The sequence below is a fragment of the Streptomyces sp. NPDC030838 genome, assembly GCF_055572035.1.
Genome location: NZ_JBVIED010000003.1, coordinates 281040 through 305596, shown reverse-complemented (window position 1 = coordinate 305596; position 24557 = coordinate 281040). Strand labels below are relative to the sequence as shown.

Annotated in this window: 22 protein-coding genes; 13 read left to right on the top strand and 9 right to left on the bottom strand. The window is 72.8% G+C overall.

Going from position 1 to position 24557, the window contains the following annotated elements:
* Window positions 1-15 precede the first annotated feature (15 nt).
* Window positions 16-1200, top strand: coding sequence for an acyl-CoA dehydrogenase family protein (locus ACZ42A_RS11860; protein WP_468527027.1), 1185 nt, complete (start codon window positions 16-18; stop codon window positions 1198-1200).
* 26 nt (window positions 1201-1226) lie between these two features.
* Window positions 1227-1682, top strand: a complete 456-nt coding sequence (locus tag ACZ42A_RS11855) for a nitroreductase family deazaflavin-dependent oxidoreductase (RefSeq protein WP_468527289.1) — start codon at window positions 1227-1229, stop codon at window positions 1680-1682.
* A gap of 3 nt (window positions 1683-1685) precedes the next feature.
* Here ACZ42A_RS11855 and ACZ42A_RS11850 read toward each other — a convergent pair whose 3' ends face one another.
* On the bottom strand, window positions 1686-2312 hold the full coding sequence (locus tag ACZ42A_RS11850; RefSeq protein WP_468527026.1) for a LysE family translocator: 627 nt from the start codon (window positions 2310-2312) through the stop codon (window positions 1686-1688).
* 82 nt (window positions 2313-2394) lie between these two features.
* Here ACZ42A_RS11850 and ACZ42A_RS11845 point away from each other — a divergent pair, with 82 nt between their 5' ends.
* Window positions 2395-2847, top strand: a complete 453-nt coding sequence (locus tag ACZ42A_RS11845; RefSeq protein ID WP_468527025.1) for an Lrp/AsnC family transcriptional regulator — start codon at window positions 2395-2397, stop codon at window positions 2845-2847.
* A gap of 109 nt (window positions 2848-2956) precedes the next feature.
* Here the strand turns inward: ACZ42A_RS11845 and ACZ42A_RS11840 are convergent, their stop codons facing one another.
* Window positions 2957-3592: a TetR family transcriptional regulator gene (locus ACZ42A_RS11840; protein ID WP_468527288.1), complete on the bottom strand. Its 636-nt coding sequence runs from the start codon at window positions 3590-3592 to the stop codon at window positions 2957-2959.
* 134 nt (window positions 3593-3726) lie between these two features.
* Here ACZ42A_RS11840 and kbpA point away from each other — a divergent pair, with 134 nt between their 5' ends.
* The 3 genes from kbpA (at window position 3727) to ACZ42A_RS11825 (ending at window position 7747) form a co-directional block, all read left to right on the top strand.
* A complete protein-coding gene (gene kbpA, locus ACZ42A_RS11835; RefSeq protein WP_468527024.1) occupies window positions 3727-4461 on the top strand; it encodes an AfsK-binding protein KbpA in 735 nt (244 codons plus the stop codon).
* A gap of 201 nt (window positions 4462-4662) precedes the next feature.
* A complete protein-coding gene (gene afsK / locus ACZ42A_RS11830) occupies window positions 4663-7032 on the top strand; it encodes a protein serine/threonine kinase AfsK (RefSeq protein WP_468527023.1) in 2370 nt (789 codons plus the stop codon).
* Between the two features lie 196 nt (window positions 7033-7228).
* Window positions 7229-7747: a hypothetical protein gene (locus tag ACZ42A_RS11825; protein ID WP_468527022.1), complete on the top strand. Its 519-nt coding sequence runs from the start codon at window positions 7229-7231 to the stop codon at window positions 7745-7747.
* A gap of 16 nt (window positions 7748-7763) precedes the next feature.
* Here ACZ42A_RS11825 and ACZ42A_RS11820 read toward each other — a convergent pair whose 3' ends face one another.
* Genes ACZ42A_RS11820 through ACZ42A_RS11810 form a run of 3 tightly spaced genes read right to left on the bottom strand, consistent with a single transcriptional unit; the run spans window position 7764 to window position 10107 of the window.
* The gene (locus tag ACZ42A_RS11820) at window positions 7764-8537 is read right to left on the bottom strand and encodes an enoyl-CoA hydratase/isomerase family protein (protein ID WP_468527021.1); all 774 of its coding nucleotides are present in this window, start codon (window positions 8535-8537) and stop codon (window positions 7764-7766) included.
* On the bottom strand, window positions 8534-8950 hold the full coding sequence (locus ACZ42A_RS11815) for a Zn-ribbon domain-containing OB-fold protein (RefSeq protein ID WP_468527020.1): 417 nt from the start codon (window positions 8948-8950) through the stop codon (window positions 8534-8536). Before ACZ42A_RS11815 ends, ACZ42A_RS11820 begins: the two co-directional genes overlap by 4 nt.
* 8 nt (window positions 8951-8958) lie before the next feature.
* A complete protein-coding gene (locus ACZ42A_RS11810) occupies window positions 8959-10107 on the bottom strand; it encodes a lipid-transfer protein (protein WP_468527019.1) in 1149 nt (382 codons plus the stop codon).
* A 103-nt stretch (window positions 10108-10210) separates the two neighbouring features.
* Between ACZ42A_RS11810 and ACZ42A_RS11805 the strand changes: the two genes are divergently transcribed.
* Window positions 10211-11782 (top strand): FadD3 family acyl-CoA ligase, encoded by a 1572-nt coding sequence (locus ACZ42A_RS11805; protein ID WP_468527018.1) that lies wholly within the window; start codon window positions 10211-10213, stop codon window positions 11780-11782.
* A gap of 99 nt (window positions 11783-11881) precedes the next feature.
* Here ACZ42A_RS11805 and ACZ42A_RS11800 read toward each other — a convergent pair whose 3' ends face one another.
* Window positions 11882-12064: a hypothetical protein gene (locus tag ACZ42A_RS11800; protein ID WP_468527017.1), complete on the bottom strand. Its 183-nt coding sequence runs from the start codon at window positions 12062-12064 to the stop codon at window positions 11882-11884.
* 216 nt (window positions 12065-12280) lie between these two features.
* A complete protein-coding gene (gene afsR / locus ACZ42A_RS11795; RefSeq protein WP_468527016.1) occupies window positions 12281-15232 on the bottom strand; it encodes an SARP-family global regulator AfsR in 2952 nt (983 codons plus the stop codon).
* A gap of 186 nt (window positions 15233-15418) precedes the next feature.
* Between afsR and ACZ42A_RS11790 the strand changes: the two genes are divergently transcribed.
* The 6 genes from ACZ42A_RS11790 (at window position 15419) to ACZ42A_RS11765 (ending at window position 22753) form a co-directional block, all read left to right on the top strand.
* The gene (locus ACZ42A_RS11790; RefSeq protein ID WP_468527015.1) at window positions 15419-16639 is read left to right on the top strand and encodes an amidohydrolase family protein; all 1221 of its coding nucleotides are present in this window, start codon (window positions 15419-15421) and stop codon (window positions 16637-16639) included.
* The gene (locus tag ACZ42A_RS11785; RefSeq protein ID WP_468527014.1) at window positions 16636-17568 is read left to right on the top strand and encodes a TIGR03619 family F420-dependent LLM class oxidoreductase; all 933 of its coding nucleotides are present in this window, start codon (window positions 16636-16638) and stop codon (window positions 17566-17568) included. Before ACZ42A_RS11790 ends, ACZ42A_RS11785 begins: the two co-directional genes overlap by 4 nt.
* Window positions 17569-17580: 12 nt before the next feature.
* Window positions 17581-18351 carry an SDR family NAD(P)-dependent oxidoreductase gene (locus ACZ42A_RS11780; RefSeq protein ID WP_468527013.1) on the top strand — a complete coding sequence of 257 codons (771 nt, stop codon included), beginning with the start codon at window positions 17581-17583 and terminating at the stop codon, window positions 18349-18351.
* Between the two features lie 94 nt (window positions 18352-18445).
* A complete protein-coding gene (locus tag ACZ42A_RS11775) occupies window positions 18446-19564 on the top strand; it encodes an LLM class flavin-dependent oxidoreductase (RefSeq protein WP_468527012.1) in 1119 nt (372 codons plus the stop codon).
* A 16-nt stretch (window positions 19565-19580) separates the two neighbouring features.
* Entirely contained in the window at window positions 19581-21311 is a 1731-nt protein-coding gene (locus tag ACZ42A_RS11770) for an N-acyl-D-amino-acid deacylase family protein (protein ID WP_468527011.1), read from the top strand.
* A complete protein-coding gene (locus ACZ42A_RS11765) occupies window positions 21308-22753 on the top strand; it encodes an aldehyde dehydrogenase family protein (protein ID WP_468527010.1) in 1446 nt (481 codons plus the stop codon). Before ACZ42A_RS11770 ends, ACZ42A_RS11765 begins: the two co-directional genes overlap by 4 nt.
* A 16-nt stretch (window positions 22754-22769) precedes the next feature.
* Here the strand turns inward: ACZ42A_RS11765 and ACZ42A_RS11760 are convergent, their stop codons facing one another.
* Both ACZ42A_RS11760 and ACZ42A_RS11755 read right to left on the bottom strand, forming a co-directional pair.
* Complete coding sequence (locus ACZ42A_RS11760) at window positions 22770-23714, bottom strand: Fe(II)-2OG oxygenase family protein (RefSeq protein ID WP_468527009.1); 945 nt, start codon at window positions 23712-23714, stop codon at window positions 22770-22772.
* 80 nt (window positions 23715-23794) lie between these two features.
* The gene (locus ACZ42A_RS11755; protein WP_468527008.1) at window positions 23795-24547 is read right to left on the bottom strand and encodes a sulfite exporter TauE/SafE family protein; all 753 of its coding nucleotides are present in this window, start codon (window positions 24545-24547) and stop codon (window positions 23795-23797) included.
* Window positions 24548-24557: the final 10 nt, after the last annotated feature.

The window sequence follows — 24557 nt, the reverse complement described above, 5'->3', positions numbered from 1 at the left end:
GCTCCAGGAGGCCCTGTGGATGCCGAACTCACCGCCGAGCAGCGCGACATCCGCAGTGCGGTGCGCGAGCTGCTGGACCGCCAGTGCCCGGCCGGGCAGGTGCGCGCCGCCGTCGACACCCCGGCCGGGCACGACCCCGCCCTCTGGGCCGCCTTCGCCGAACACCTCGGCCTCTCCGGGCTCGCCCTCCCCGAGGTCTACGGCGGCGTCGGGTGCTCCGCGACCGAACTCGCCCTCGCCTGCGAGGAGGTCGGCCGCGCCCTGGCCCCCTCCCCGCTCCTCGCCACCACCGTCCTCGCCGCGCCCCTCCTGCTCGCCCTCGGCAGCACGGCCCAGCGCGCCGCCCACCTCCCCGCCCTCGCCTCCGGCGCCCGTACCGCCGCGCTCGCCGTCCCCGGGCCCCAGCTGACCACCGCCCTCGCCCTGACCGGCGACAACACCGGCGACTGGGCGGGCGGCGGGCGTGCGGGCGGGGTGCAGGCGCGGCGTGCCGACGGGGGCTGGCGGCTGTACGGGCAGGCCGACCAGGTGCTCGACGGGCACAGCGCGGGGCTGCTGCTGGTCGCGGCGCACGCCGGCGGGTACGCGCGTTCCCGCACCCTGCTGTTCCTCGTCCCCGGGGATGCCCCCGGGCTCGTCCGTGTACGGCAGACCTCGCTCGACGCCACCCGGCCGCAGGCCCGCGTGCAACTCCGCGACACACCCGCCGAGTTGCTGGGCGACGACGACGAGCGGGACCCCTGCCCCGCCCTCGCCGCCGTCGGTGACACCGCCGCCGCCGTGCTCGCCGCCGAGGCCGTCGGGGCCGCCGACCGCGCGCTGGAGCTGACCGTCGAACACGTCCGGCGGCGCGAGCAGTTCGGGCGGCCGATCGGGTCGTTCCAGGCCGTCAAGCACCGGCTGGCCGATGTGTATGTGCAGGTCCAGGCGGCCCGCTCGGCGGCGTACTACGCGGCCTGGGCGACCGTCCAGGGGGAGCGGGTGGGCGCGCTGGCTCTCGCCCAGGCCCTGGAGGCGCTGCGGACCGCCGCCGCCGAGGGGATCCAGCTGCACGGCGGCCTCGGGTTCACCTGGGAGCACCCCGCCCACCTGTACTTCAAGCGGGCCGCCGGTGACGAGCTGCTGTTCGGGCCGGTGCACCGGCTGCGTGACCGGGCCGCCGACGGGGCGCGGCTCCTCGAAGGGCGGGTGGCGGTGTGAACGTCCTCGAACGGGTCCTCACCCCGATGGTCCAGCGTGTGTCCACCACCCGGGCCTTCGCCCGTCTCGCCCCGCACGTCATCCCCGCCCTCGACCGCGCCGTCCACCGGGTGACCCGAGGAAAAGTCCTGCTCAGCGCCCTGCTCCTGCCCGGCGTGATCCTCACCTCCACCGGTGCCCGCAGCGGGCTGCCGCGCCGTACACCCCTCGCCTGCCTGCCCGAGCCCGGCGGCCGCTCCTGGCTCCTGGTCGGCTCCAACTTCGGCCGCACCGGCCACCCCGCCTGGACGGGCAACCTGCTCGCCCACCCCGACGCCGAGATCAGCTTCCGGGGCGAGGACATCCCGGTCACCGCACGGCTGCTCGCGGGGGAGGAGCGGGCGGAGGCCTGGCGGGCGCTGCTCGCGTTCTGGCCGCCGTACGCGGAGTATCAGGCGCGGGTGGCGCGGGAGATCAGGGTCTTCCGGGTCGTACGGCGATGAACGTCACAGCGTGGCCAGGCGCTGCACCAGCAGGAACGCGCCGATGCCCAGCATCGCCGCACCCGAGGTACGCGTGACCGCGCGGGCGGCGGCCGGGCGGGCGCCCAGGACCGCGCGGGCCAGCAGGCCGACCGTGAGGTAGACGGCGGCGCAGCACGCCATGTGGAGCAGGCCGAGCGCGGTGGTCTGCACGGGCACGGGCAGGTGGTGGCCCTCCAGGGTGAGGAACTGCGGCAGCACCGACAGATAGAGGAGCAGGCCCTTCGGGTTGAGTCCGCTGATCGTCGCGCCCCGCAGGAAGACCCGGCGCCGGCCGGCCGAAACGGTCTGCGCGTCTGCCGCCCCCGGTACGCCCGGCCGCCGCAGTACGCCCCACCCCAGCCACACCAGGTACGCCGCCCCCGCCACGGTCAGCGCGGTCAGCAGCATCGGGGACCCGGCGACCAGCACCGCGAGGCCCGCCGCCGCGAGGACGGTGTGCAGGGCGTAACCGGTGACCAGGCCCGCGACCGCCGGGAACGGGGAGCGGTTGCGCAGGCCGGCGGAGATCACGTACGCCCAGTCGGCGCCCGGTACGCAGACCAGCAGGAAATCCAGGGCGAGGAAGGAAAGGAGGGAGGCCGAGTCCATGATGGGGACATTAGGCGGAAAGCGGCCGAAAGTGTTCCCGTTCTTTCCTCGTCTTCTCGCACGTTGAGGCAAGATTTGTCCCATGGACGACGTGGACCGGAAAATCCTTGCCGAGCTGCAGCAGGACGGGCGGCTGACCGTGACCGAGCTGGCCGGGCGGGTGCGGCTCAGCGTCTCGCCCTGCCACCGGCGGCTGCGGGAGCTGGAGCGGTCGGGGGCGATCAGCGGCTACCGGGCCGTGGTGGACCCGGCCGCGGTGGGGCTGACCTTCGAGGCGCTGGTCTTCGTCTCGATGCGGCAGGAGGACCGGGAGACGGTCGCCGGGTTCGAGGCGGCGCTGAGCGAGGTGCCGGAGGTGCTGGAGGCGCAGCGGCTCTTCGGGGAGCCGGACTATCTGCTGCGGGTGGTCGCGGCTGATCTCGCCGCGTATCAGCGGCTGTACGACGAGCGGCTGGCCACGCTGCCGGGCGTGCAGCGGCTGACGTCCACGCTCGTGATGAAGCATGTGGTGAAGGATCGGCCGTTGCCCGCGTAGCGCCGTGAGGGCTCATCGTCGTCGCGGGCTGCGGGCCGTCACTGGTTGATCGCGCAGTTCCCCGCGCCCCTTTCGGGGCGCCTGACAAGACGTGGGGAGCGCGGATCCGTTACTTCGTCGGCTTCTTGCCGGTGATCGCCAGATGCACCAACAAGGAGAGGTTCGGCTTGAGTTCGGCCTGCTTGACGCCCCAGGACGTGAAGCCCTTCTGGTGCGAGGCCACCGCCGCGAGCATCGCGACGACCGAGCCGGCGATCGCGGCCGGATTGACGTCCTTGTCGACCCTGCCCTTGGCCTGGAGTTCGGCGACCGCGTCCGCGAGGGAGTTGTTCACCGAGTTCAGGATCTTCATGCGGATCTTGTAGAAGCGCTTGTCGCCCTCGGCGGCGCCGAGATCGACCACGCGCAGGATGGCGTCGTTCTTGCGCCAGAACTCCAGGAAACCGTCCACGAGTTCCTGCGCCGTCTGCCAGCCCGCCTTGCCGACCCAGCTGCGCCCCTCGACCATCTCGGTCAACCCGGCGCCCTCGGCGGCCATTTGCTCGGCGATCTCCAGGACGGCGCCCTCGACGTCCGGGAAGTACTGGTAGAAGGTCGCGGGCGAAGTGCCCGCCTTCCGGGCGACGTCGATGACTTTGACGTCGCGGTACGGAGAGGAGCTGAGCATCTCACTGAGGCAGTCCAGCAGCTTCTGCCGCGTCGCCTGCCCGCGCCGGCCGGCCACGCGGCCGTCGACGGTACGCACTTGTCCTGTCATGCCGTCAGCTTACCGAGGGGTGATCGGAGCGCGATTCGGCCGACTGCAAATGGGGTGCACGGGGGAACGGAGGGTGGTGTGCCTGGTGGGCGGGGTGTGCGAGCCGCCGTTACTTTGACTGCATGGCCGAAAACAGGGCATCTGCTCACCAAGAGGGATACACGGAGGGCGTCCCGTGCTGGGTCGACGCCCAGCTCGCCGACGTGGCGGCGGGCAAGCGGTTCTACGGTGAGCTCTTCGGGTGGTCCTTCGAGGATGCGTACGGCGGCGGCGTCTGGGCGCACTCCGAGGGCGAGCCGGTCGCCGCGCTCGCGCAGAAGGCGGACGGGCGGCTGCCCACCGTCTGGACGGTGTACTTCGCGACGCCGGACGCCCAGGCCCTGTCCCGGCGGATCCTGGCGGCCGGCGGCCAGGTGGTGACCGCGCCGATGCCGGTCGGCGACCTGGGCGTCGCGGCGCTCGCCACCGACCCCGAGGGTGCCGTGTTCGGGCTGTGGCAGCCGGGCACGCACGCGGGCTTCGGCCGCCGCCACGAGCCCGGCACGTTCGGCTGGGCGCAGCTCTACGCCCGGGACACCGCCGCCGCCAACCGCTTCTACGGCGGTCTCTTCCACGACGCCCTGTTCGGGCCGGAGGCCGAGCCCGACTTCGGCCGCGCCCCGCTCACCGACGTCTTCCCCGCCGAGATGCCGCCGCACTTCCTGGTCCACTTCCGGGTGGCGGACTGCGCGGCCGCGCTCGTGGAGGTGACCCGGCTCGGCGGCCGGGTGCAGGCGGGCCCCTTCGAGGCGTCGTACGGCACGGTGGGCGTGGTCACGGACGACCAGGGGGCGTCGTTCGCGGTGGTGCAGCGCTGAACCGGGGGCCGCCGAAGGGCGCGTCTGGTCCCTTTGGTGTGCCTATAGGGTGAGACACCCCGTTTCTCACCGGGTTCGCAACCGGGGCCCCGGCCAGGAAGAATCGGGGTGCGTGCCGCCATGGCGGTGCGGTGGTGAGACGCTGCACGGGGTCGCGTACATATGTGGGTGACGCGGCTCGTACGGGGAGGTGGCAGGCAAGTGGTGGATCAGCTGACGCAGCACGATCCGCGGCGGATCGGGCCGTTCGAGGTGCTGGGACGGCTGGGGGCCGGCGGCATGGGGCTGGTCTATCTCGCGCGCTCGGCGTCCGGCCGGCGCGTGGCGATCAAGACGGTCCGCACCGAGCTCGCCGAGGACCAGTTGTTCCGGGTCCGCTTCACCCGTGAGGTGGAGGCGGCCCGCGCGGTCTCCGGCTTCTACACGGCGGCCGTGGTCGACGCCGATCCGCGCGCCGCGGTGCCGTGGCTGGCCACCGCGTACGTGCCCGCGCCCTCGCTCGAGGAGATAGTGAACGACTGCGGTCCGCTGCCTGCGCAGGCGGTGCGCTGGCTGGCGGCGGGCGTGGCGGAGGCGCTCCAGTCGATCCACGGCGCCGGTCTTGTCCACCGTGACCTGAAGCCGTCGAACGTGCTGGTCGTCGAGGACGGCCCGCGGGTGATCGACTTCGGTATCGCGTCCGGCGTTTCGAACACCCGTTTGACAATGACCAACGTCGCCGTCGGCACCCCCGCCTATATGTCCCCCGAGCAGGCGAAGGACTCCCGCAGTGTGACGGGCGCCTCCGACGTCTTCTCCCTCGGCTCCACCCTCGTCTTCGCCGCCACCGGCCACCCGCCCTTCCACGGCGCCAACCCCGTCGAGACCGTCTTCATGCTGCTGCGTGAGGGGCCGGATCTCGAAGGTCTGCCGGACGAGCTGCGCCCGCTGATCGAGTCCTGTATGCAGATGGACCCGGCGGCCCGCCCCACCCCCGCCGACCTCCAGGCCCAGCTCGCCCCGCACCTGTTCGGCTCCGGTTCCGACGACAGCGGTACCGCCTCGGCGTGGCTGCCCGAGAAGGCGGTCGCCCTCATCGAGGCCCGCCGCGGCGGCCGCCCCGCGGTCAAGTCCGCACCCGGCGGGCACTCCGCCGGTCGCAGCGGGGGCAGTCCCGCCGTACCGCCCCCGCCGTCCCACGACCCCGTCGTCCCGGCTGCCGTCGGCGCACCCCCCGTGTCCGTCGGTGCCCCCGACGGCGGCCCCGTCCGGCTGGCCGGCGCCTCCGTGCCCATCGGGCCCGGCCCGCGCGTCGCCGACGCCCGTGCCGCCGCCGTCAAGGCGCCCCCGCCGGAGGCCGGTCTCGCCGCCTCCTGGTCCAAGCCGCGCCCCGGCGTCAACGGCGCCGACTCCGCCGTGACCGCGCCTCCGGCGCCCGCCGCCCCGCCGGAGCCGGCGGCGACGGGCTGGCGTCCGTGGCGCTTCCGCATGTCGAACGATGTGTGGGGCACCCCGGCGGTCGACGGCGACCTCGTCTACGTCACCTCCTTCGAGGTGCACGCCCTGGACGTGGCCACCGGCCGCCGCCGCTTCAAGACCCGTGACGTCGCCTGGTCGATGGCGGTCGCGGACGGCCGTATCCACGCCTCCGACGGCCCCACCCTGTTCGCCCTGGACGCCCGCGAGGGCACCGACCTGTGGCGGCTGTCGACGGACGCCTGGGTCTACTCCCTCAAGGCCGAGCGCGGCACCGTCGTCACCGGCACCCGCGGCGGCGGCGTCCAGGCCTGGGAGGCCGTGAACGGCCGCAAGCTGTGGGAGGTCACCGGCTGCCAGACCGACTTCGAGTCCCCGGAGGCCGGTCCGGCGCTGCATGACGGCACGGTGTACGTCTGGCAGGACGCCCGGCTGCGCGCCCTCGACGCCCGCACCGGCGACGAGCGCTGGTCGTACCCCATCGGCGACGCGGCCTCCTGCGGCGGCGTACCGGTCCGGGTCGCCCCCGCGCCCGACGGCTACGTCTACATCTCCGCGGGCACCCGCGTCCTCGCCGTGGACGTCGCGAGCGGTCATGTGCGCTGGCACTTCGAGGCCCCGGCGGTCTTCCTCTCCCCGCCGGCCTTCGCGCCCGGCCCCGCGGTCACCGGCGGCGGTGTCTACCTCGCCGACTACCTCGGCACGGTCTACGCCCTCGACGCCACCGACGGCCGCGACCGCTGGCGCATCGCCACCGAGTCCCGGGCCTCCGTCGAGCCCGTCCTCGTCGCGGCCGGCCACGTCCACGTCGGCAGCGGGACGGGGCTCTACACGCTGGACGCGGTCACCGGCACCCCCAAGTGGCGGTTCCAGGCGGGCGGCGACATCGTCGGCACCCCGGCCGTCGCCGAGGGCCGGATCCACTTCGGTTCGACCGACCACCTGCTGTACACCCTGAAGGCCGACGACGGCCGGCTGCGCTGGAAGCTGGCCACCGGCGGCGAGATCACCGGCTCCCCGGTGGTCAAGGACGGCATCGTGTACGCGTGCAGCAAGGACCGCTGCGTCTACGCCCTGGACGCCGAGAAGGGCACGGGCACGGCGCGCACCGCCTGAGCTTTGGAGACGGCCGTCGTGCGGGCACGGAAGGGGTTCCAGACGGCGGCCGTCGCTCTCGGGGAGCGTGTGGAGGATCCTTCACCGCTCTGACACCTGACGCTACGCCCGGTGAGCGGGGGGCGCCAGGCGAGCTGCGCTAGTGTGACGCGCGCATGTCATGAACGTCTTTGGTCAGCACGGGGGTCCGTACACCATGAAGCTTCGCCATGTCCGCGCCGTCGCCGTCTTCGTCGGCGTGGTCGTCGCCCTGACCGGCGCCCGCCACTCCAGCGGTGGCGGCTGCGACAACTCCAGCTCGTCCGGCTCGTCGAGCAGCACGGGCGGCAGCCACTACGACGACGATGACGACTACAACTCCACCACCGGGTCCACCTCCGGCGGCGGCGAGACGAGCGACACCGGCGGCGGAGCCGACGTCGACGCCTCCCAGGACGTGAAGATCGAGAGCTGCGTGTACGACGCGACCCGCGGCATCGTCGCCCGGGTCAGTGCCAGCAACCCCAGCACGAGCATCACGTACACCTACGAGTTCAGCGTCACCTTCAAGGACCCCCAGGGCACCCTGGTGCGCACCAGCGAGTCCACCATCCCGTTCGTCTCGGCGGGCTCCACCGACACCCTCGACGTGGCCGCCTCCTACGTCCCCGCGGACGGCGGCGACGGCAGCGGCAGCAGCTGCGAGCTGGACGACGTGACGCGTACGGCGGTGTAAGGCCGGGGCGTTCGGCTCACCGGACGCGGTGTTCCCGCAGGCGCCCCCGGAACAGCTCGGCCTGCCGCTCCGGCGGCAGATTCCCGAGCGCGACCAGATGGGGCGCCTGCGCGAACCCCCGCGCCACCACGGCCTCCCGCGTCGTCCACAGGGCCCGTACGGTTCCCTGGACCGCGCCGGCCGGATACCCGGCGAGCACGACCGCGCACGCGGTGGCGGCGGCCAACGCCCCGCCCGGCTCGGTGAGTTCGGAGACCAGCCCGAGCTCGTACGCCCGCCGCGCGCTCATCCGCTCGGCGGCCCCCATGAGCGCCATACGCGCGACCTCGCCGTACGGCATCCGCTGCGCCAACAGCACCGACTCGTACGCGCTGACCATCCCGTAGGTGGTGTGCGGGTCGAAGAAGGTGGCGCCGCTGCCCGCCACGACGAACTCCGCCTCCCCGAGCAGGTAGAAGGCCCCGCCGCACGCCATTCCTTCCACAGCGGCGACGACCGGCGTCCACAGGTCGTTGGCCTTGGGGCCGATCCGGAGCAGCGGATCGTCCTGGCTGTACGGGGAGGCGGGCTGCGGCACGACGGCGTCCCGGTCGATGCCGGAGCAGAAGGCCCGGTCGCCGGAACCGGTGAGGACGACGGCCCGTACGCCGTCGTCGTACCGGAAAGTCCGCCAGGTCTCGGCGAGTTCGCGGGCGGTGGCGAGATCGATGGCGTTGAGCCGCTCGGGCCGGTCGAGGGTGACGACGGCGACGCCGGTGTCCCGGTCCACGCTGACCAGCAGGCCGCTCACGGCCGCTCCAGAACCCACTGCGGCAGCCCGGCGCCGTCGAAGACGACCCGCACCGCGGCCCCGATGCGCACCCGGTCGGCGGGGAAGGAGCCGAGAGGCGCACCCGCCCGCTCGACGAGATTCCCGACCAGCCGGATCCGTGGCGCGTCGGCCAGCTCCACCACGATCACGTTGTACGGCGCCCGTTCCGCGTAGTCGGGGAGCAGCGGCGGATGCGGCACGACGTACGACCACACCCGGCCCCGCCCCGTCGTCCGCCGCCACTCGCTCGCGAAGGACTGGCAGTACGGGCAGCAGGGCCGGGGCGGGAAGCGCGGCTCGCCGCAGTCGGCGCAGGCCTGGACGCGGAGTTCGCCCTGGGCGGCGTACTCCCAGAAGGGGGCGCCGTCGGAATCGGTGACGGGACGGAGCACGGTGATCGTCAACTCCTCAGCAGCAGCGCGGACGTGGGGACACCCTCGCCGGCGGTGACGAGGCAGGTGGCGGCGCCGGGGACCTGGGCGGTGCCGGTGCCGCGGAGCTGCTTGACGCCTTCGTTGATCAGGTTGAAGCCGTGCACGTAGGCCTCGCTGAGCCCGCCCCCGCCGGTGTTGAGGGGCAGCCGCCCGCCGATCTCCAGCGCCCCGCCCTCGGTGAAGGCGCCGCCCTCGCCCCGGCCGCAGAAGCCGTAGCCCTCCAGGGAGAGGGGGATGAGCGGGGTGAACGCGTCGTAGATCTGGGCCACGTCGACGTCCTGGGGGGCGAAGTCGGCGTGCTTCCACAGATGCCGGGCGGCGGTCCAGGAGGGGCCGGAGAGCGGGTCGTCGTTCCAGTAGTTGACCATGCCGTGGTGCTGGGCGGGCAGGCCCTGGGCGGCGGAGTGGACATAGACGGGACGGTTGCGGCAGTCCCGGGCGCGCTCGGCGCTGACGACCACGCAGGCGAGGGCGCCGTCCGTCTCCAGGCAGTTGTCGAAGAGGCAGAGCGGTTCGCTGATCCAGCGGGACGACATGTACATCTCGCGGGTCAGCGGCCGGTCGTACATCATCGCGTCCGGGTTCTGGTTGGCCCGGTTGCGGCAGGCGAGGGCGACGTTGAAGAGGTGGTCGCGGGTCACGCCGTACTCGTGCATATAGCGACGGGCGAGCACGGCGATCTCGTCGACGGGCCGCAACAGCCCGAAGGGCCGGGTCCACTGGGCGGGGGTGGGCAGTTGCGCCGCGGTGTCGGTCCACGGGCGCGGTCCGGATCCCCGCTTCCGGGACCGCCAGGCGACCCCGACCGTGGCCGCGCCGGCGGCGATCGCGGCGGCGAGGTGCGCGACCGTGGCACAGGAACCGCCGCCGCCGTAGCCGACCTTGCTGAAGAAGGTGAGGTCGCCGAGACCGAGGGCCTTGGCCAGCTCCACCTCGTCGGTCTCCTCCATCGTGTAGGAGGCGAGCGCGTCGACCTCCCCGGGCGCGATGCCGGCGTCGTCCAGCGCGGCGAGGACGGCCCGGCAGGCGAGGGTCCGCTCGTCCTCGGGCAGCCGTCTGGCGAACCGGGTCTGGCCTATGCCGACGATGGCGGTGGCGTCCTTGAGTCCGGGCATGGGGCCTCCGCGCGGGAGTTCGGGAGTGGAGAGCTGGCTGACAGAGCGTCAGGTTACAGCTAATCTGACGAAGCGTCAGCTATACGGACGGGGGTACCTGCCCATGCGAAGCATTCCGGAACTGGTCCGCTCGGCGGCCGAACGGTACGCGGACGCGGAGGCGGTGGTGGACGGCCGCACCCGGATCTCCTACGCCGAACTGGGCGCCCGCGTGGAACGCGCGACGGCGGCGTGCCTGGCGAACGGCGTCCGGGTGGGAGACCGCGTCGCGCTGTGGGCGCCCAACTCGCTGGAGTGGATCGTCGCGGCGCTCGGCGCGGTGTCCGCCGGGGCGGTGCTCGTCCCGCTGAACACGCGCTTCAAGGGCGCGGAAGCGGCGGACGTGCTGCGCCGCAGCGGGGCGCGCCTGCTGTTCGTCACCGGGACGTTCCTGGGCACGTCGTACGTGGCGTCCCTGCGCAGGGCGCTGGCCGCGACGGGCGGCCTTCCGGACCTGGAGCACGTGGTGGTCCTCGCGGACGACGCTCCCGCGGAGTACCGCACGTGGAAGGACTTCCTGGCGAGCGGGGAGGGCGTGGGAGCGGGGGAGGCCGAGGCGCGGGAGCGCGGCCTGCACGCCGACCGCCTGTCCGACATCACCTTCACCTCGGGGACGACGGGCCGCCCCAAGGGCGTGATGATCACCCACGGGCAGACGCTCAGGGCGTACGAGACCTGGGCGGACCTCGCCGGTCTCCGGCAGGGCGACCGCTACCTGATCGTGAACCCCTTCTTCCACACCTTCGGCTACAAGGCGGGCGTACTGGCCTGCCTGATGCGCGGCGCGACGATGATCCCGCAGCCGGTGTTCACCGTGGACACCGTCCTGGCGAGCATGGCGGCGGAACGGGTGACGGTCCTGCCGGGCCCGCCGACCCTCCTCCAGTCCGTGCTGGACCATCCCGCACGCTCGGCGTACGACCTCTCGTCGCTGCGGCTGGTGGTGACGGGGGCGGCCGTGGTGCCGCTGCGGCTGGTGGAGCGCCTGCGGGACGAACTGGGCGTGCGCACGGTCCTCACGGCATACGGCCTCTCCGAGGCCACCGGCATCGTCACGATGTGCCGCCGGGACGACGCCCCCGAGGTCATCGCGTCCACGTCCGGACGGGCCATACCGGGGACGGAGGTGAGGCTCACGACCCCCGAGGGAACCGAGCCGCCCCCCGGCACCCCCGGCGAGATCCTGGTCCGGGGCTTCAACGTCATGCGCGGCTACCACGAGGACGAGACGGCGACGGCCGAGGTGCTGGACGGCGAGGGCTGGCTGCACACCGGCGACGTGGGCGTCCTCGACGACGCGGGGAACCTGCGCATCACCGACCGCCTCAAGGACATGTTCGTCGTCGGCGGCTTCAACGCGTACCCGGCGGAGATCGAACAGCACCTGGGCCGGCACCCGGACGTGGCCGACGTCGCGGTGGTCGGCGTACCGGACCCCCGCCTGGGCGAGGTCGGCAAGGCGTACGTCGTCCGCACACCGGGAGCGCTGCTGACCGCCGACGACCTGATCGCGTGGGCGCGGCGCGAGATGGCCAACTACAAGGTGCCGAGGGCGGTCGAGTTCATGGAGAGCCTGCCGAGGAACGCGAGCGGCAAGGTGCTGAAGGGGGAGCTGCGCGGGGCGCGGGCGGGCTGACCGTTCGTCAAGATTCGCCCCTGCGCGACCCGCTGCCCACACGACGGCCGCGGCGGCTCCCCCTCCGCGCCGCCGCGGCCGATCCCCGTGCGAGAAGGCTTACTTCGTCGGCTTGAAGGGCTCCGACGTGGCGTGCAGGTCCTTCGTCTCGACCGGCTCGGACGTGGCGTGCAGGTCCTCGGTGGTGGCCTCGCCGCCGGTGGCGTGCAGGTCCTCCGTGGTGGCCCCGCCGTCCTCGGTGCCGGTGGCGTGCAGGTCCTGGGGCTTGAGCGCGTCGCTCATCTGGTTCAACTCCCGTTGCCAAGTTCAGGTAGATGGGTCGGCGGGGCCCGCCCGGACACTCCCCCGTGGGTGACCGGACGGGCCCTCTGGGTCGCTCACCCTAGTTCGCCAGAGCGAGAGCCCCTGCAGTGACCCGCCTGCCCCCCGACGCGACGGATCGACTGAGACGAGCATGGCGGGAAGCGATAAACGAACGATGAACGCCGTGGCCGGAGGTCAGGCGGCTTCCACGGGGCTGAGGAGCAGACGGACCTCGGAGGCCTCCGGCGACCCCAGTTCCTCGTAGATGCCGAGGGCCTCCTGCCAGCAGACGCGGGCCCGGCCGGTCTGGCCGATGCCGGCGAGGGCCCGGCCCAGGACCGTCAGGACGTTGCCGCGACGCCATTCGCCGCCGATGCCGCGCAGGATGGTCAGCGCCAGCTCGGCGTTGGTCGCGGCCTGCGCGGGGCGACGAGCGGCGAGGTCGACCTCGGCCAGCCGGAACAGGGTCATGCCTTCCCACAGGCGCTGACGGCTGTCGCGGAACACGTCCAGTGCTTCGTGCAGGCGGTGGGCCGCGGCGTCGAGTTCCCTGCTCTGGGTGAGCGCGAGGCCCAGGGCGTAGCGGGCGTTCGCGCCGCGCATGGAGTTCCCCATGGCGTCGTAGATGTCGATGCCCTCCTGCGCCAGGGCGACCGCGCTCTTCGTCCGCCCGGTGGCCAGGTGGATCCGCGACAGGTTGCACAGCGCGCTGGCCTCACCGGGGCGGTTGCCCATGGTGCGGCAGTACTCGATGGCCCGTGACAGGTGCTCCTCGCCGTCGGCGTGACGGTTCTGGTAGAGCGCGATGATGCCGCGGGCGTTGAGGGCCCAGCAGACGGCGAACAGGTCGTCGGCCTGCTGGGCGAGGCGTATCGCCCGCTCGGCCTCGCTGTCGGCCAGCTCGAAGCGGCCGCCCACGTGGTGCACGTTGACGAGGGTCGTCAGGGCGCGTGCCTCCGCGCGGGGAGTGCCCAGCGAGCGGGAGGCGTCGAGCAGGGCCTTGGCGGTGGCCTCGTACTCCCGGGAGTTGGCGCCGGACTCCGACAGGTCGTGGGCGACCCACAGCAGGTCGATGGCCCGCGTCAGCGTCTCCGCCCGGCCGGCCGACTGCCGTGCGCAGGCCAGCAGGCAGATCGCCTCGGCGTACAGCCAGTCCTGCGCCTGGTGCCGGTCCTCGAAGGGCAGCCCGGGATATCCCGGCACTTCCAGGTGATCCACCAGCCGGTCCCCCGGCCGCTCGATCGCGTACACCCCCGCCGCCGTCGCCAGATAGAAGTCCAGCAGCCGCGACATCGCCGCCTCCCGCTCGCTCGGCGGTTCCTCGTCGCGTTCCGCGCACGCACGCGCGTAGAGGCGGACGAGGTCGTGGAAGCGGTAGCGGCCGGGGGCGGCGGATTCGAGGAGGGAGGTGTCGACCAGGGACTCCAGCAGGTCCTCGGTCTCGTCCGCCGGGAGGTCCAGGACCGCCGCGGCCGCCGCCAGGGAGATGTCGGGGCCGTCGGCGAGGCCCAGCAGCCGGAAGGCCCTGGCCTGGGCCGGTTCGAGTTGGCCGTAGCCGAGTTCGAAGGTGGCCTTGACGGCGAGGTCGCCGGCCTGCAGTTCGTCGAGGCGGCGGCGCTCGTCGGCCAGCTTGGCGGCGAGGGTCGACACCGTCCAGGTGCGGCGGGCCGCCAGGCGGGAGGCGGCGATGCGGATGGCGAGGGGGAGGAAGCCGCAGGCCGCGACGACGTCCAGGGCCGCTTCCCGCTCCGAGGCCACCCGTTCCTCGCCGACGATCTTGGTGAAGAGGGCCAGGGCCTCGTCCGGGGACATCACGTCCAGGTCGACCAGGTGGGCCCCGGCCAGGTCGACCATGCGGACGCGGGAGGTCACCAGGGCCGCGCAGCCGGAGGTGCCGGGGAGGAGGGGCCTGACCTGGGCCGCGTCCTTCGCGTTGTCCAGCAGGATGAGGACGCGGCGGCCGTCCAGGACGGAGCGGTACAGCGCCGAGCGCTCCTCCAGCGAGTCCGGGATCGACGAGTCCGGCGTGCCGAGGGCGCGGAGGAAGGAGCCGAGAACCGTCTCCGGTTCCGCCGCGCGCGGGCCCGCGCCCTGCAGGTCGACGTACAGCTGGCCGTCCGGGAAGGCCGTGCGGGCCTGGTGGGCCACGTGGACCGCGAGGGTCGTCTTGCCCACGCCGCCGATGCCCGCCAGCGCCGAGACCGCCATCACCCCGGTCTCCGACGAGGCCAGCACCTCGCTCAGCTCCGCGACGAACGACGCGCGGCCGGTGAAGTCGGGGACGGTCGCCGGGAGCTGGGCCGGGCGGACCGGGACGACCGCCGGTTCGGCGACCGGGGCGGAGGGCTCCGCCAGGCCGGGGTCCGCGCGGAGGATGCGTTGCTGGAGGTCGCGCAGGCCGGGGCGGGGGTCCACGCCCAGTTCGTCGGCCAGGAGGCGGCGTGTGTCGGCGTAGACGGCCAGGGCCTCCGCCTGGCGGCCGCTGCGGTACAACGCCAGCATCAGCAGTTCCCGCAGCCGTTCCCGGAGGGGATGCGCCGCCGTCAGGGCCGTCAGCTCGGAGACCGCCTCCGCGTGGCAGCCCTGTTCCAGGTCCATGTCCAGGCGGGATTCGAGGAGCTGCACCCTCCACTCCTCCAGGCGCACCCGCTGCGCCTCCGCGTACGGGCCCGGCACTCCCGCCAGCGTCTCGCCGTCCCACAGGGACAGCGCCCGGTTCAGGGTCTCGCGGGCGTGGCACAGGTCCCCGGCGGCCCTGGCCTTCTCCGCCTCCACCGCCAGTTCCTGGGCCGTGCCGAGGTCCAGCGCGCCCTCGCCGAGGCCCCGGATCGCATAGCCGCCGGACTCGCTGACCAGGACGCCCGCGTCCAGCGCCTTGCGCAGCCGGGAGGCGTAGGTGCGGACCGCCGCGAGCGCCTGGGAGGGCGGTTCCTCGCCCCACAGCGCGTCGATCAGCTCGGCGGCCGTCGCCGTACGGCCCTCGCGCAGCAGCAGGGCGGCCAGCAGGGCGCGTTGCTGGGGTGAGCCGGTGTTCAGCGGTTCGTCGCCGCGCCAGGCGCGCACCGGCCCGAGCACGCCGAAGCGCAGCGCCGCCGGTTCCACCGAGCCCGGACGCCGCTGCGCCGGCACTCGCGGTAGCCCGTCCATCGCCGTCCCCCTAGACATCCTGAGCAACCCTGTCAGTTTGCCTTGTTCATGGCGGATGCGTCAGCCGCGCGAGATGCCGATCACAGCCGATACCGAAGAGGTCGGCGGCCGGTTCACGTGACCCTCACCGCCTCTTCGCAGGGCCCACTAGCTGACGGACCGTCAGATCAGCGCTACCTTGCCCCCATGGACACGTTTCCGCGCATCATTTCCGTCGACGACCACACCGTCGAGCCGCCGAACGTCTGGCAGGACCGGCTCCCGGCCAGGTACAAGGACACGGGGCCGCGGATCGTCCGCGGCCCGCTGAAGGAGATGACCTTCCTCGGCGGCCGCTTCAAGCCCGTCATGGGCACCCCGGGCACGGACGACGGGCCCATCGGCGACTGGTGGGTCTACGAGGACCTGCGCCGCCCGCTGACCCGGCTCGACACCGCCGTCGGCTACGGCAGGGACGAGATCAGGCTCGAGGTCATCACGTACGAGCAGATGCGTCCGGGGTCCTACGACGTCCCCGCCCGCCTCGCCGACATGGACGTCAACCACGTCCAGTCCGCCCTGTGCTTCCCGACCTTCCCCCGATTCTGCGGCCAGACCTTCACCGAGGCCGCCGATCACGAGCTGGGGCTGCTCTGCGTCCGCGCCTACAACGACTGGATGGTGGAGGAGTGGTGCGGCCCGGAGGCCCACGGGCGGCTCATCCCGCTCACCCTCATCCCCCTGTGGGACGCCGAGCTGGCCGCCGCGGAGGTACGGCGGAACGCCGCGCGGGGCGTCCGCGCCGTCGCCTTCTCCGAGATACCCCCGTATCTCGGTCTCCCCTCGATCCACACCGACGACTGGGACCCCTTCCTCGCCGCCTGCGACGAGACCGGCACCGTCATCGCCATGCACATCGGCTCCAGCAGCCGGATGCCCTCCACCTCCGCCGACGCCCCGCCCGCCGTCGGCTCCACCATCACCTTCGCCAACTGCTGCTTCTCGATGGTCGACTGGCTGCTGAGCGGCAAGTTCGAACGCTTCCCGGGGCTGAGGGTGATGTACGCCGAGGGGCAGATCGGGTGGATCCCCTACATCCTGGAACGCGCCGACGTCGTCTGGGAGGAGAACCGCGGCTGGGGCGGTGTCGCCGACAAGGTGCACCGGCCGCCCTCCGAGCTGTTCGCCGAGCACGTCCACGGCTGCTTCTTCGACGACGCCTTCGGGCTGCGCAACCTCGACTCCATCGGCGTCGGCAACGTCCTGTACGAGACCGACTACCCGCACTCCGACTCCACCTGGCCGAAGTCGCGCGAGGTCGGCGAGGCGCAGATGGGGCACCTGGATCCGGACGTCGTCGAGCGGATCGTGCGCGGCAACGCCATCGACCTGCTCGGGCTCACCGCCGACGGGCTGTGGGTGCCATGAGCCCCGGCGGGCTCCGCTACGGCATGCAGCTGCCCGTCCAGTCCCAGAGCACGCTGTACGCCGAGCCCTGGGAGGCCGCCGCCGGGCCGGAGGACCTGGTCGCCGTCGCGCGGGCCGCCGACCGCGCCGGGTTCGACTACGTCGCGTGCTGCGACCATGTCGCGATCCCGCGCCGGCTCGCCGCCGCGATGAGCACGGTCTGGTACGACCCCGTCGCCACCCTGGCGTACGTCGCGGCACACACGGAGCGGGTGCGGCTGCTCTCCCACGTCGCCGTCGTCGGCCTGCGGCATCCGCTGGTCACGGCCAAGCAGTACGCCACCCTCGACCACCTCGGCGGCGGGCGGCTGATCCTCGGGGTCGGCGCCGGGCACGTCCGGGAGGAGTTCGAGGCGCTCGGGGCCGACTTCCGGCGGCGCGGGGCCGTGCTGGACGAGTGCGTGGACGCGCTGCGCGCCGCCCTCGGTCCGGAGGAGTACCCCGAACACCACGGGAAGCTCCACGACTTCCAGGGGCTCGGCCAGCGGCCCCGGCCGGCCCAGGCGCGGGTCCCGGTGTGGGTCGGGGGCTCCTCGCCCGCCGCCGTGCGCCGGGCAGCGCTCAAGGGGGACGGATGGCTGCCGCAGGGCGATCCCAGGGAGCGGCTGCCCGCGCAGATCGAGCGGATCACGCGGCTGCGGGCCGAGGCCGGGCTCGCGGCGCGGCCCTTCACCGTCGGCGCGATCGCCGAGCCGCTGTACGTCGGGCGGCCGGCCTGGGACGTCGGCCGCCGCACCCTCGCCGGGCCGCCCGGCGCGCTCGCCGAGTCGCTGCGGGCCTACCGCGCGATGGGCGTGCACCAGGTGCAGGTGCGGTTCCGCTGCCGGAGCCGCGGTGAACTCGTCGACCAGATCGCGGCGTTCGGCGCGGAGGTCGCGCCACAGCTGTAGCAGGGAGGGCTTATGGGAAAGCTGGACGGGCGGGTCGTCCTCGTCACCGGGGCGGCGCGCGGACAGGGGGAGCAGGAGGCGCGGCTGTTCGCCGAGGAGGGGGCACGGGTGGTGCTCGCCGATGTGCTCGACGAGCAGGGCGAGGCGGTGGCCAAGGAGACCGGGGGGCGGTACGTCCATCTCGACGTCGGCGAGGAGGCCGACTGGCGGGATGCCGTGCGGGTGGCCGTGGACGCGTACGGGCGGATCGACGGGCTGGTGAACAACGCGGGGATCCTGCGGTTCAACGCCCTCGTCGACACGCCGCTCGACGAGTTCATGCAGGTGGTGCGGGTCAACCAGGTCGGGTGCTTTCTCGGCATCCGGTCCGTGGCGCCCGCGATGACCGACGGCGGCACGATCGTGAACACCGCCTCCTACACGGCCGTCACCGGGATGGCCGCGGTGGGCGCGTACGCCGCGACCAAGCACGCCATCCTCGGGCTGACCCGGGTCGCCGCGCTGGAGCTGGCACACCGGGGGATTCGCGTCAATGCCGTGTGCCCCGGCGCCGTCGACACCGCCATGTCCAATCCGGCGCGGCTCGACCCGGAGGCGGACGCGGAGGAGACCGCGCGGGCGCTGGACGAGCTGTACCGCCGGCTGGTGCCGCTGGGACGGATCGGCCGGGCGGAGGAGGTGGCGCGGCTCGCGCTCTTCCTGAGCTGCGCGGACTCGTCGTACATCACCGGGCAGCCGTTCGTGATCGATGGCGGATGGCTGGCGGGGGTGAGTGTCATCTGACGTACCGTCAGCTATTGACGGTCCGTGCGCCCGGTGTCAGAGTCGGCTGAACTGACGACTCGTCAGATATCGTCGGAGAGGGACGGTGAACCCCGTGGAATTCGGCCTTTTCGTCCAGGGATACGTCGGCAAGCGCGCCGAGACCGACCCGCTCGCCGAGCACAAGGCGCTGATGGAGGAGACCGAGTACGTCATCGCGGCGGACCGGGCGGGGTTCAAGTACGCGTGGGCCTCCGAGCACCACTTCCTGGAGGAGTACTCGCACCTCTCCGCCAACGACGTCTTCCTCGGCTACCTCGCCCACGCCACCGAGCGCATCCACCTCGGCTCCGGGATCTTCAACCCGCTCGCGCAGGTCAACCACCCGGTGAAGGTCGCCGAGAAGGTCGCCATGCTCGACCACCTCAGCGAGGGCCGCTTCGAGTTCGGCAGCGGGCGCGGCGCCGGGTCGCACGAGATCCTGGGCTTCCTGCCCGGCATCACCGACATGAACCACACCAAGGAGATCTGGGAGGAGACCATCGCCGAGTTCCCGAAGATGTGGCTCCAGGACGAGTACGAGGGCTTCCAGGGCAAGCACTGGTCGCTGCCGCCGCGGAAGGTCCTGCCGAAGCCGTACGGGAAGTCGCACCCGGCGATGTGGTACGCGGCCGGGTCGCCGCCGTCGTACGCGATGGCGGCGAAGAAGGGGCTCGGGGTGCTGGGCTTCAGCGTGCAGAAGGTCTCCGACATGGAGTGGGTGCTGGAGCAGTACAAGACGGCGGTCGTGGACGCGGAGCCCGTCGGGGACTTCGTGAACGACAACGTGATGGTGACGACGACGGCGATCTGTGCGCCCACGCACGAGGAGGCGATACGGATCGCCGTGAACGGCGGACTGCACTACCTGCCGTCTCTCGTCTTCCGGTATCACGACACCTTCCCGCGGCCCGAGGGGTTCCCCGTGTGGCCGGAGACGCTGCCCGAGTACACCGCGGAGTTCATCGAGCTGCTCATCGAGGAGGAGCTGCTGATCTGCGGGGATCCGGACGAGGTGCTGCGGCAGTGCGAGCGGTGGGAGCAGGCGGGGGCGGACCAGCTGAGCTTCGGGTTGCCGGTGGGGGTGCCGAAGGAGGAGACGTTGCAGACGATCCGGCTGATCGGGGAGCACGTGATTCCGAAGGTCGACACGGATCCGGTTCATCGGACTTCGCGGTTCCGGCAGGGGGCTTGAGGCGGAGGCAATGTCCATGCTTGATCACGTCATCAAGGGTGCGACCGTTGTGGACGGCACGGGTGCACCCGCGTACGTCGCCGATGTCGGTCTCCAGGACGGGCGTATCGCCGTCGTCGGCACCGTCACCGAGCAGTCCCGGACCTCCGAGGACGCCTCCGGCCTCATCCTCGCCCCCGGGTTCGTCGACCCCCACACCCACTACGACGCCCAGCTCTTCTGGGATCCGTACGCCACGCCCTCCCTCAACCACGGAGTGACCACCGTCGCCGCCGGGAACTGCGGGTTCACCCTCGCGCCCCTCCACCCGGACCGTCCCGAGGACGCCGACTACACCCGGCGCATGATGGCCAAGGTCGAGGGCATGTCGCTGGTGGCGTTGGAGGAGGGGGCGCCCTGGGGGTGGCACGGGTTCGGGGAGTATCTGGACGCGTTGGAGGGGCGGATCGCCGTGAACGCGGGGTTCATGGTGGGGCACTGTGCGCTGCGGCGGTATGTGATGGGCGCGGAGGCCACAGGGGGACAGCCCACCGAGGACCAGCTCGCCGCGATGGTGCGGCTGCTGCACGAGGCGATGGAGGCGGGGGCCTGGGGGTTCTCCACCACGCAGTCGTCCACGCACTCCGACGGGGACGGGCAGCCCGTGGCCTCCCGGCATGCGCGGCCGGCCGAGCTGCTGGCGCTGGCGCGGGCGGTCGGGGAGCACGAGGGGACGCAGATCGAGGCGATTGTCGCGGGGTGTCTCGACCAGTTCAGCGACGCGGAGATCGAGCTGCTGGCGGAGCTGAGCGCGACGGCCGGGCGGCCGCTCAACTGGAACGTGCTCACCATCGACGCGGCCGTCCCGGAGCGGGTGCCCCGGCAGCTGCTGGCGAGCGAGCGGGCCCGGAAGGCGGGCGGCCGGGTCGTCGCGCTGACCATGCCGATCCTGACGCCGATGAACATGTCGCTCGGCACCTTCTGCGCGCTCAACCTCATCCCCGGGTGGGGGCCAATCCTCGGGCTGCCCGTGCCCGAGCGGATCGCCCGGCTGAAGGACCCCGAGGTACGGGCCGAGATGCTGCGGCGCGCCGACTCCAGGGAGGCCGGCGTCTTCCGGCGGCTGACGAACTTCGGTCGGTACGTCATCGGCGACACGTACAGCGAGGCCAACCGCGGTCTGACCGGGCGGGTCGTCCGGGACATCGCCGAGGAGCGCGGGCTGGATCCCTTCGCGTGCCTGGTGGAGATCTGCGCCAACGACGACCTGCGTACGGTCCTGTGGCCCATGCCCACCGACAACGACCCGGCGTCCTGGGCGCTGCGCGCCGAGACCTGGCGGCACGAGGACGTCCTGCTGGGCGGCTCCGACGCGGGCGCCCATCTGGACCGGATGTGCGGGGCGCCGTACACCACCCGGTTCCTCGGCGACTGTCTGCGCGGGCGGAAGCTGGTGCCGCTGGAGCAGGCGGTGAAGATGCTGACCGACGACCCGGCGCGGCTGTTCGGGCTGCGCGAGCGGGGGCGGATCCGGCAGGGCTGGCATGCGGACCTGGTCCTCTTCGACCCGGAGCGCGTCGACGCCGCTCCGGCCACGCTGGTGCATGACCTGCCGGGTGACAGTCCCCGGCTGGATTCGAAGGCGCTCGGGGTGCGGGCCGTGTGGGTCAACGGGGTCGAGGCCATCCGGGACGACGCGGTGACCGGGGCCGTGCCGGGGCGGGTGCTGCGGTCGGGGCGGGACACCCGGACGGTGAGCACCCGGTGAGCGGCCGGCGGAACGGTCAGCGGCTGTTCGTGGGCGGGGCGTGGACCGAGCCGGACGGCGGCCACTACGCCGTCGTCGATCCGGCGAGTGAGGAGACCGTCGGGTGGGCCCCGGAGGCCTCCGCGGCGCAGGCGCGGGACGCCTGTGCCGCAGCGCGTGAGGCGTTCGGGACGTGGTCGCGCACGCCGGCCGAGGAGCGGGCGGCCGTGCTGGCGCGGGCCGCGGAGATCATCCGGACGCGGCTGGGGCCGTATGCGGAGCTGGCCCAGGCGGAGACCGGGGCGACGACGGCGACCGCGCGCGGGATGCAGGTGGGGGTGGCCGCCGCGCGGTTCCGGCGGTACGCGCGCGTGGAGCCCGCGGAGTGGGCGGTGCCGCCGCAGGTCGGGCGGGACGGGGTGATGGGGGCGCTGGCGGTGCGGCAGCCGGTCGGGGTCGTCGCCTGCGTCACCTCGTACAACAACCCCTGGGCCAATGCCGCCGGGAAGATCGCGCCCGCGCTCGCCATGGGGAACACCGTGGTGGTGAAGCCCGCGCCGCAGGATCCGCTGTCCGTGTACCGGATGGCGGAGGCGCTGGAGGCGGCCGGGGTGCCCGCCGGGGTGGTGAACGTCGTGTCGGGGCGGGAGGTGGCGGTCGGGGAGGCCGTCGTCGGCTCGCCCGACGTCGACATGGTCAGCTTCACCGGGTCAACGGCCGTCGGGCGCCGTATCGCCGAGGTGTGCGGGCGGGACATGAAACGGCAGCTGATGGAGCTGGGCGGGAAGGGCGCGGCGCTCGTCTTCGACGACGCGGACCTCGGCGCGGCCGTGGCCGGGATCGGGACGACCTTCTCCTTCTACAGCGGGCAGATCTGCACGGCGCCGACGCGGGTGCTGGCGCAGCGCGGGGTGTACGAGCGGGTCGTGGAGCGGCTGGCCGCCTACGCCGGGCGGCTGACGGTCGGCGATCCGCGGGAGGCCGGGACCGTGGTGGGCCCGGTGATCTCGGCGGCGCACCGGGAGCGGGTCGAGGCGTACGTCGAGCTGGGGCGGAAGGAGGGGGCCGTCGTCGTGGCGGGAGGGGAGCGGCCCGCCACCGACCGGGGGTTCTACGTCGCCCCCACCGTCCTCGCCGACTGCGCCAACGACCAGCGGGTGGCCCGGGAGGAGATCTTCGGGCCGGTGGTCGTGGTGATCCCCTTCGACGACGAGGACGAGGGCGTCGCCCTCGCCGACGACTCCGACTACGGACTGATCGACTACGTCTGGTCGGCGGACGTGGCGAGGGCGTTCCGGGTCGCCCGGCGGCTGCGGGCCGGCGGCGTCGGGGTCAACACGGTCGGCCGCAACATGGAAGCGCCGTTCGGCGGGTTCCGCAAGAGCGGCGTCGGCCGGGACTGCGGCTCCTACGCGCTGCACGCGTACAGCGAGACGCAGTCCATCGTGTGGCCCGGCGGCTGACCCGGGGGCCCGGTCCTCAGCCGGCGTACAGGCGGCGCAGCCAGCGGGCGCGGCCGGGCGGGGCCGGGGTGAAGCCGACCCTGCGGTGCAGGGTGCGGTAGTTGTCGAAGGCGAGGAAGTCCCCGGCGCCGAGGACCAGGCTCTCGTACGGGGCCTCGGCGAGCAGCTCGGTGAAGCGGGCCAGCGGGGTCACGCCGGCGGCACCGGCGGCGGTGGTGTGGCCGCGGTCGAAGCGCACCCGGCCGGCCGCGTCCAGCAGCGGAACGCCGGTCAGGGTCTCGCCGGTGCGGTTGGAGTCCGGGGCGGTGATGTCGTAGAGCGGTTCGGCGAGCGCGGCCCGCAGACCGGCGTCGAGCGTCTGCTCCAGGTAGGGCAGCGGCATGACGTCGGTCGGGACGGCCTCCTCGTTGCGGATGCCGGTGAAGGTCAGATAGCGCGGGATGTAGCGGCGCGGGTCGGAGCCGGGGTCGCCGAAGTCGAGGTGCGGGTTGTCGGTGTGCCAGAAGAACTCGGTGTCGGCCCCCCATGAGCTGGTGGTGCCCGCCGCCGTGGGCGTCGGGCAGACGTTGCGCATCAGATGGCCCGCGTTCTCGTACTCGACGGCGAACGGCGCCAGACCCATCAGCTGCACGATGCCCATGTGCAGCGCGTTCAGCGCGGACAGCTCGCGCTCGGCGCACCAGCCGGCGGTCGGCGAGGCCGGCCAGACGGCCTGGCGGGGCAGATTGCGCAGGACGACGACCGAGGCGCCCGAGCGCGGGAAGCCGCGGAGTTCGTCGATCAGCTCGGCCGCGACCGAGGAGGCGAGCGCCTCCGCGCCGATCCGGGCGAGGATGCCCGGCTCGCGGTCCGGGTCCAGACCGTCCGGCGGCAGCGCGGCGGCGATCCGCTCGCCGACGCGGGCCGACTCGGCATCGGCCAGCTCCAGCTCGACGACCGGTCTGAGTGCGGTCACGCTCATGGCGGATGACATACGGGATTCCCCCTGTTGGTACGGCACCTCGGTGCGGTGCCGGTGTGTGGTGGAGCGTCCGACGGGCGTCAGACGACGTAGCGCAGGGTCAGAGAGACGAACAGCACGGAGAGGGAGGCGACGAGCGTCGCGCGGACGATCTTCGCGCCGCCCTTCACGGCGGCCTTGCTGCCGATCCAGTTGCCCGCGATGTTCGCGAGAAGCATGGGGATGCCGATCAGCCACAGGATGTGGCCGGAGATCACGAAGGCGATCAGCGCGCCCACGTTCGAGGCGAGGTTGAACACCTTGGAGGTGGCCGAGGACTCCAGCAGGCCCATGCGCAGCACCAGATGGAAGCCGAGGATCAGCATCGAGCCGGTGCCGGGCCCGAAGAAGCCGTCGTAGAAGCCGATGCCGAAGCAGAGCAGCGGCGTCCACAGCCACAGGGTGAGGCCGTGCAGTTCCTGGAGGGTCTCGGCGCGGCGGTTGCGCTTGGGCAGCAGGGTCAGCAGCAGGCCGAACGGGATCAGGAAGGTGACGATCTTCCCGATGGTCTCGGCGTCGAAGGCGAGGATCACCTTGGCGCCGACGAAGGCCCCGGCGAGCGCGAAGACGACGCCCGCGCCGACCAGCTTCCACACGACCTTCTTGCTGCGGGCGAAGTTCCACAGCGCGGCGAGGGTGCCGACCGTGGAGACGTACTTCTCGGTGCCGAGGGCGAGTTGCGGCGAGTAGCCGGCGAACAGCACGGCGGGCACGAGGATCAGCGCGCCGCCGCCGGCGATGCTGTCGATGAAGCCGGCGACGAAGGCCGCGAGCGTGAGCAGCCCTATTTCCATGGGGTGTCCT

Bases quoted from the DNA above. Each gene is read 5' to 3' on its own strand.
- ACZ42A_RS11825 (WP_468527022.1), top strand. From the start codon at position 7,229: ATGAAGCTTCGCCATGTCCGCGCCGTCGCCGTCTTCGTCGGCGTGGTC.
- afsR (WP_468527016.1), bottom strand. From the start codon at position 15,232: ATGGACGGGCTACCGCGAGTGCCGGCGCAGCGGCGTCCGGGCTCGGTG.
- ACZ42A_RS11780 (WP_468527013.1), top strand. From the start codon at position 17,581: ATGGGAAAGCTGGACGGGCGGGTCGTCCTCGTCACCGGGGCGGCGCGC.
- ACZ42A_RS11810 (WP_468527019.1), bottom strand. From the start codon at position 10,107: ATGCCCGGACTCAAGGACGCCACCGCCATCGTCGGCATAGGCCAGACC.
- ACZ42A_RS11760 (WP_468527009.1), bottom strand. From the start codon at position 23,714: ATGAGCGTGACCGCACTCAGACCGGTCGTCGAGCTGGAGCTGGCCGAT.
- ACZ42A_RS11845 (WP_468527025.1), top strand. From the start codon at position 2,395: ATGGACGACGTGGACCGGAAAATCCTTGCCGAGCTGCAGCAGGACGGG.
- ACZ42A_RS11785 (WP_468527014.1), top strand. From the start codon at position 16,636: ATGAGCCCCGGCGGGCTCCGCTACGGCATGCAGCTGCCCGTCCAGTCC.
- ACZ42A_RS11755 (WP_468527008.1), bottom strand. From the start codon at position 24,547: ATGGAAATAGGGCTGCTCACGCTCGCGGCCTTCGTCGCCGGCTTCATC.
- ACZ42A_RS11770 (WP_468527011.1), top strand. From the start codon at position 19,581: ATGCTTGATCACGTCATCAAGGGTGCGACCGTTGTGGACGGCACGGGT.
- ACZ42A_RS11855 (WP_468527289.1), top strand. From the start codon at position 1,227: ATGGTCCAGCGTGTGTCCACCACCCGGGCCTTCGCCCGTCTCGCCCCG.
- ACZ42A_RS11790 (WP_468527015.1), top strand. From the start codon at position 15,419: ATGGACACGTTTCCGCGCATCATTTCCGTCGACGACCACACCGTCGAG.
- ACZ42A_RS11850 (WP_468527026.1), bottom strand. From the start codon at position 2,312: ATGGACTCGGCCTCCCTCCTTTCCTTCCTCGCCCTGGATTTCCTGCTG.
- kbpA (WP_468527024.1), top strand. From the start codon at position 3,727: ATGGCCGAAAACAGGGCATCTGCTCACCAAGAGGGATACACGGAGGGC.
- ACZ42A_RS11800 (WP_468527017.1), bottom strand. From the start codon at position 12,064: ATGAGCGACGCGCTCAAGCCCCAGGACCTGCACGCCACCGGCACCGAG.
- ACZ42A_RS11805 (WP_468527018.1), top strand. From the start codon at position 10,211: ATGCGAAGCATTCCGGAACTGGTCCGCTCGGCGGCCGAACGGTACGCG.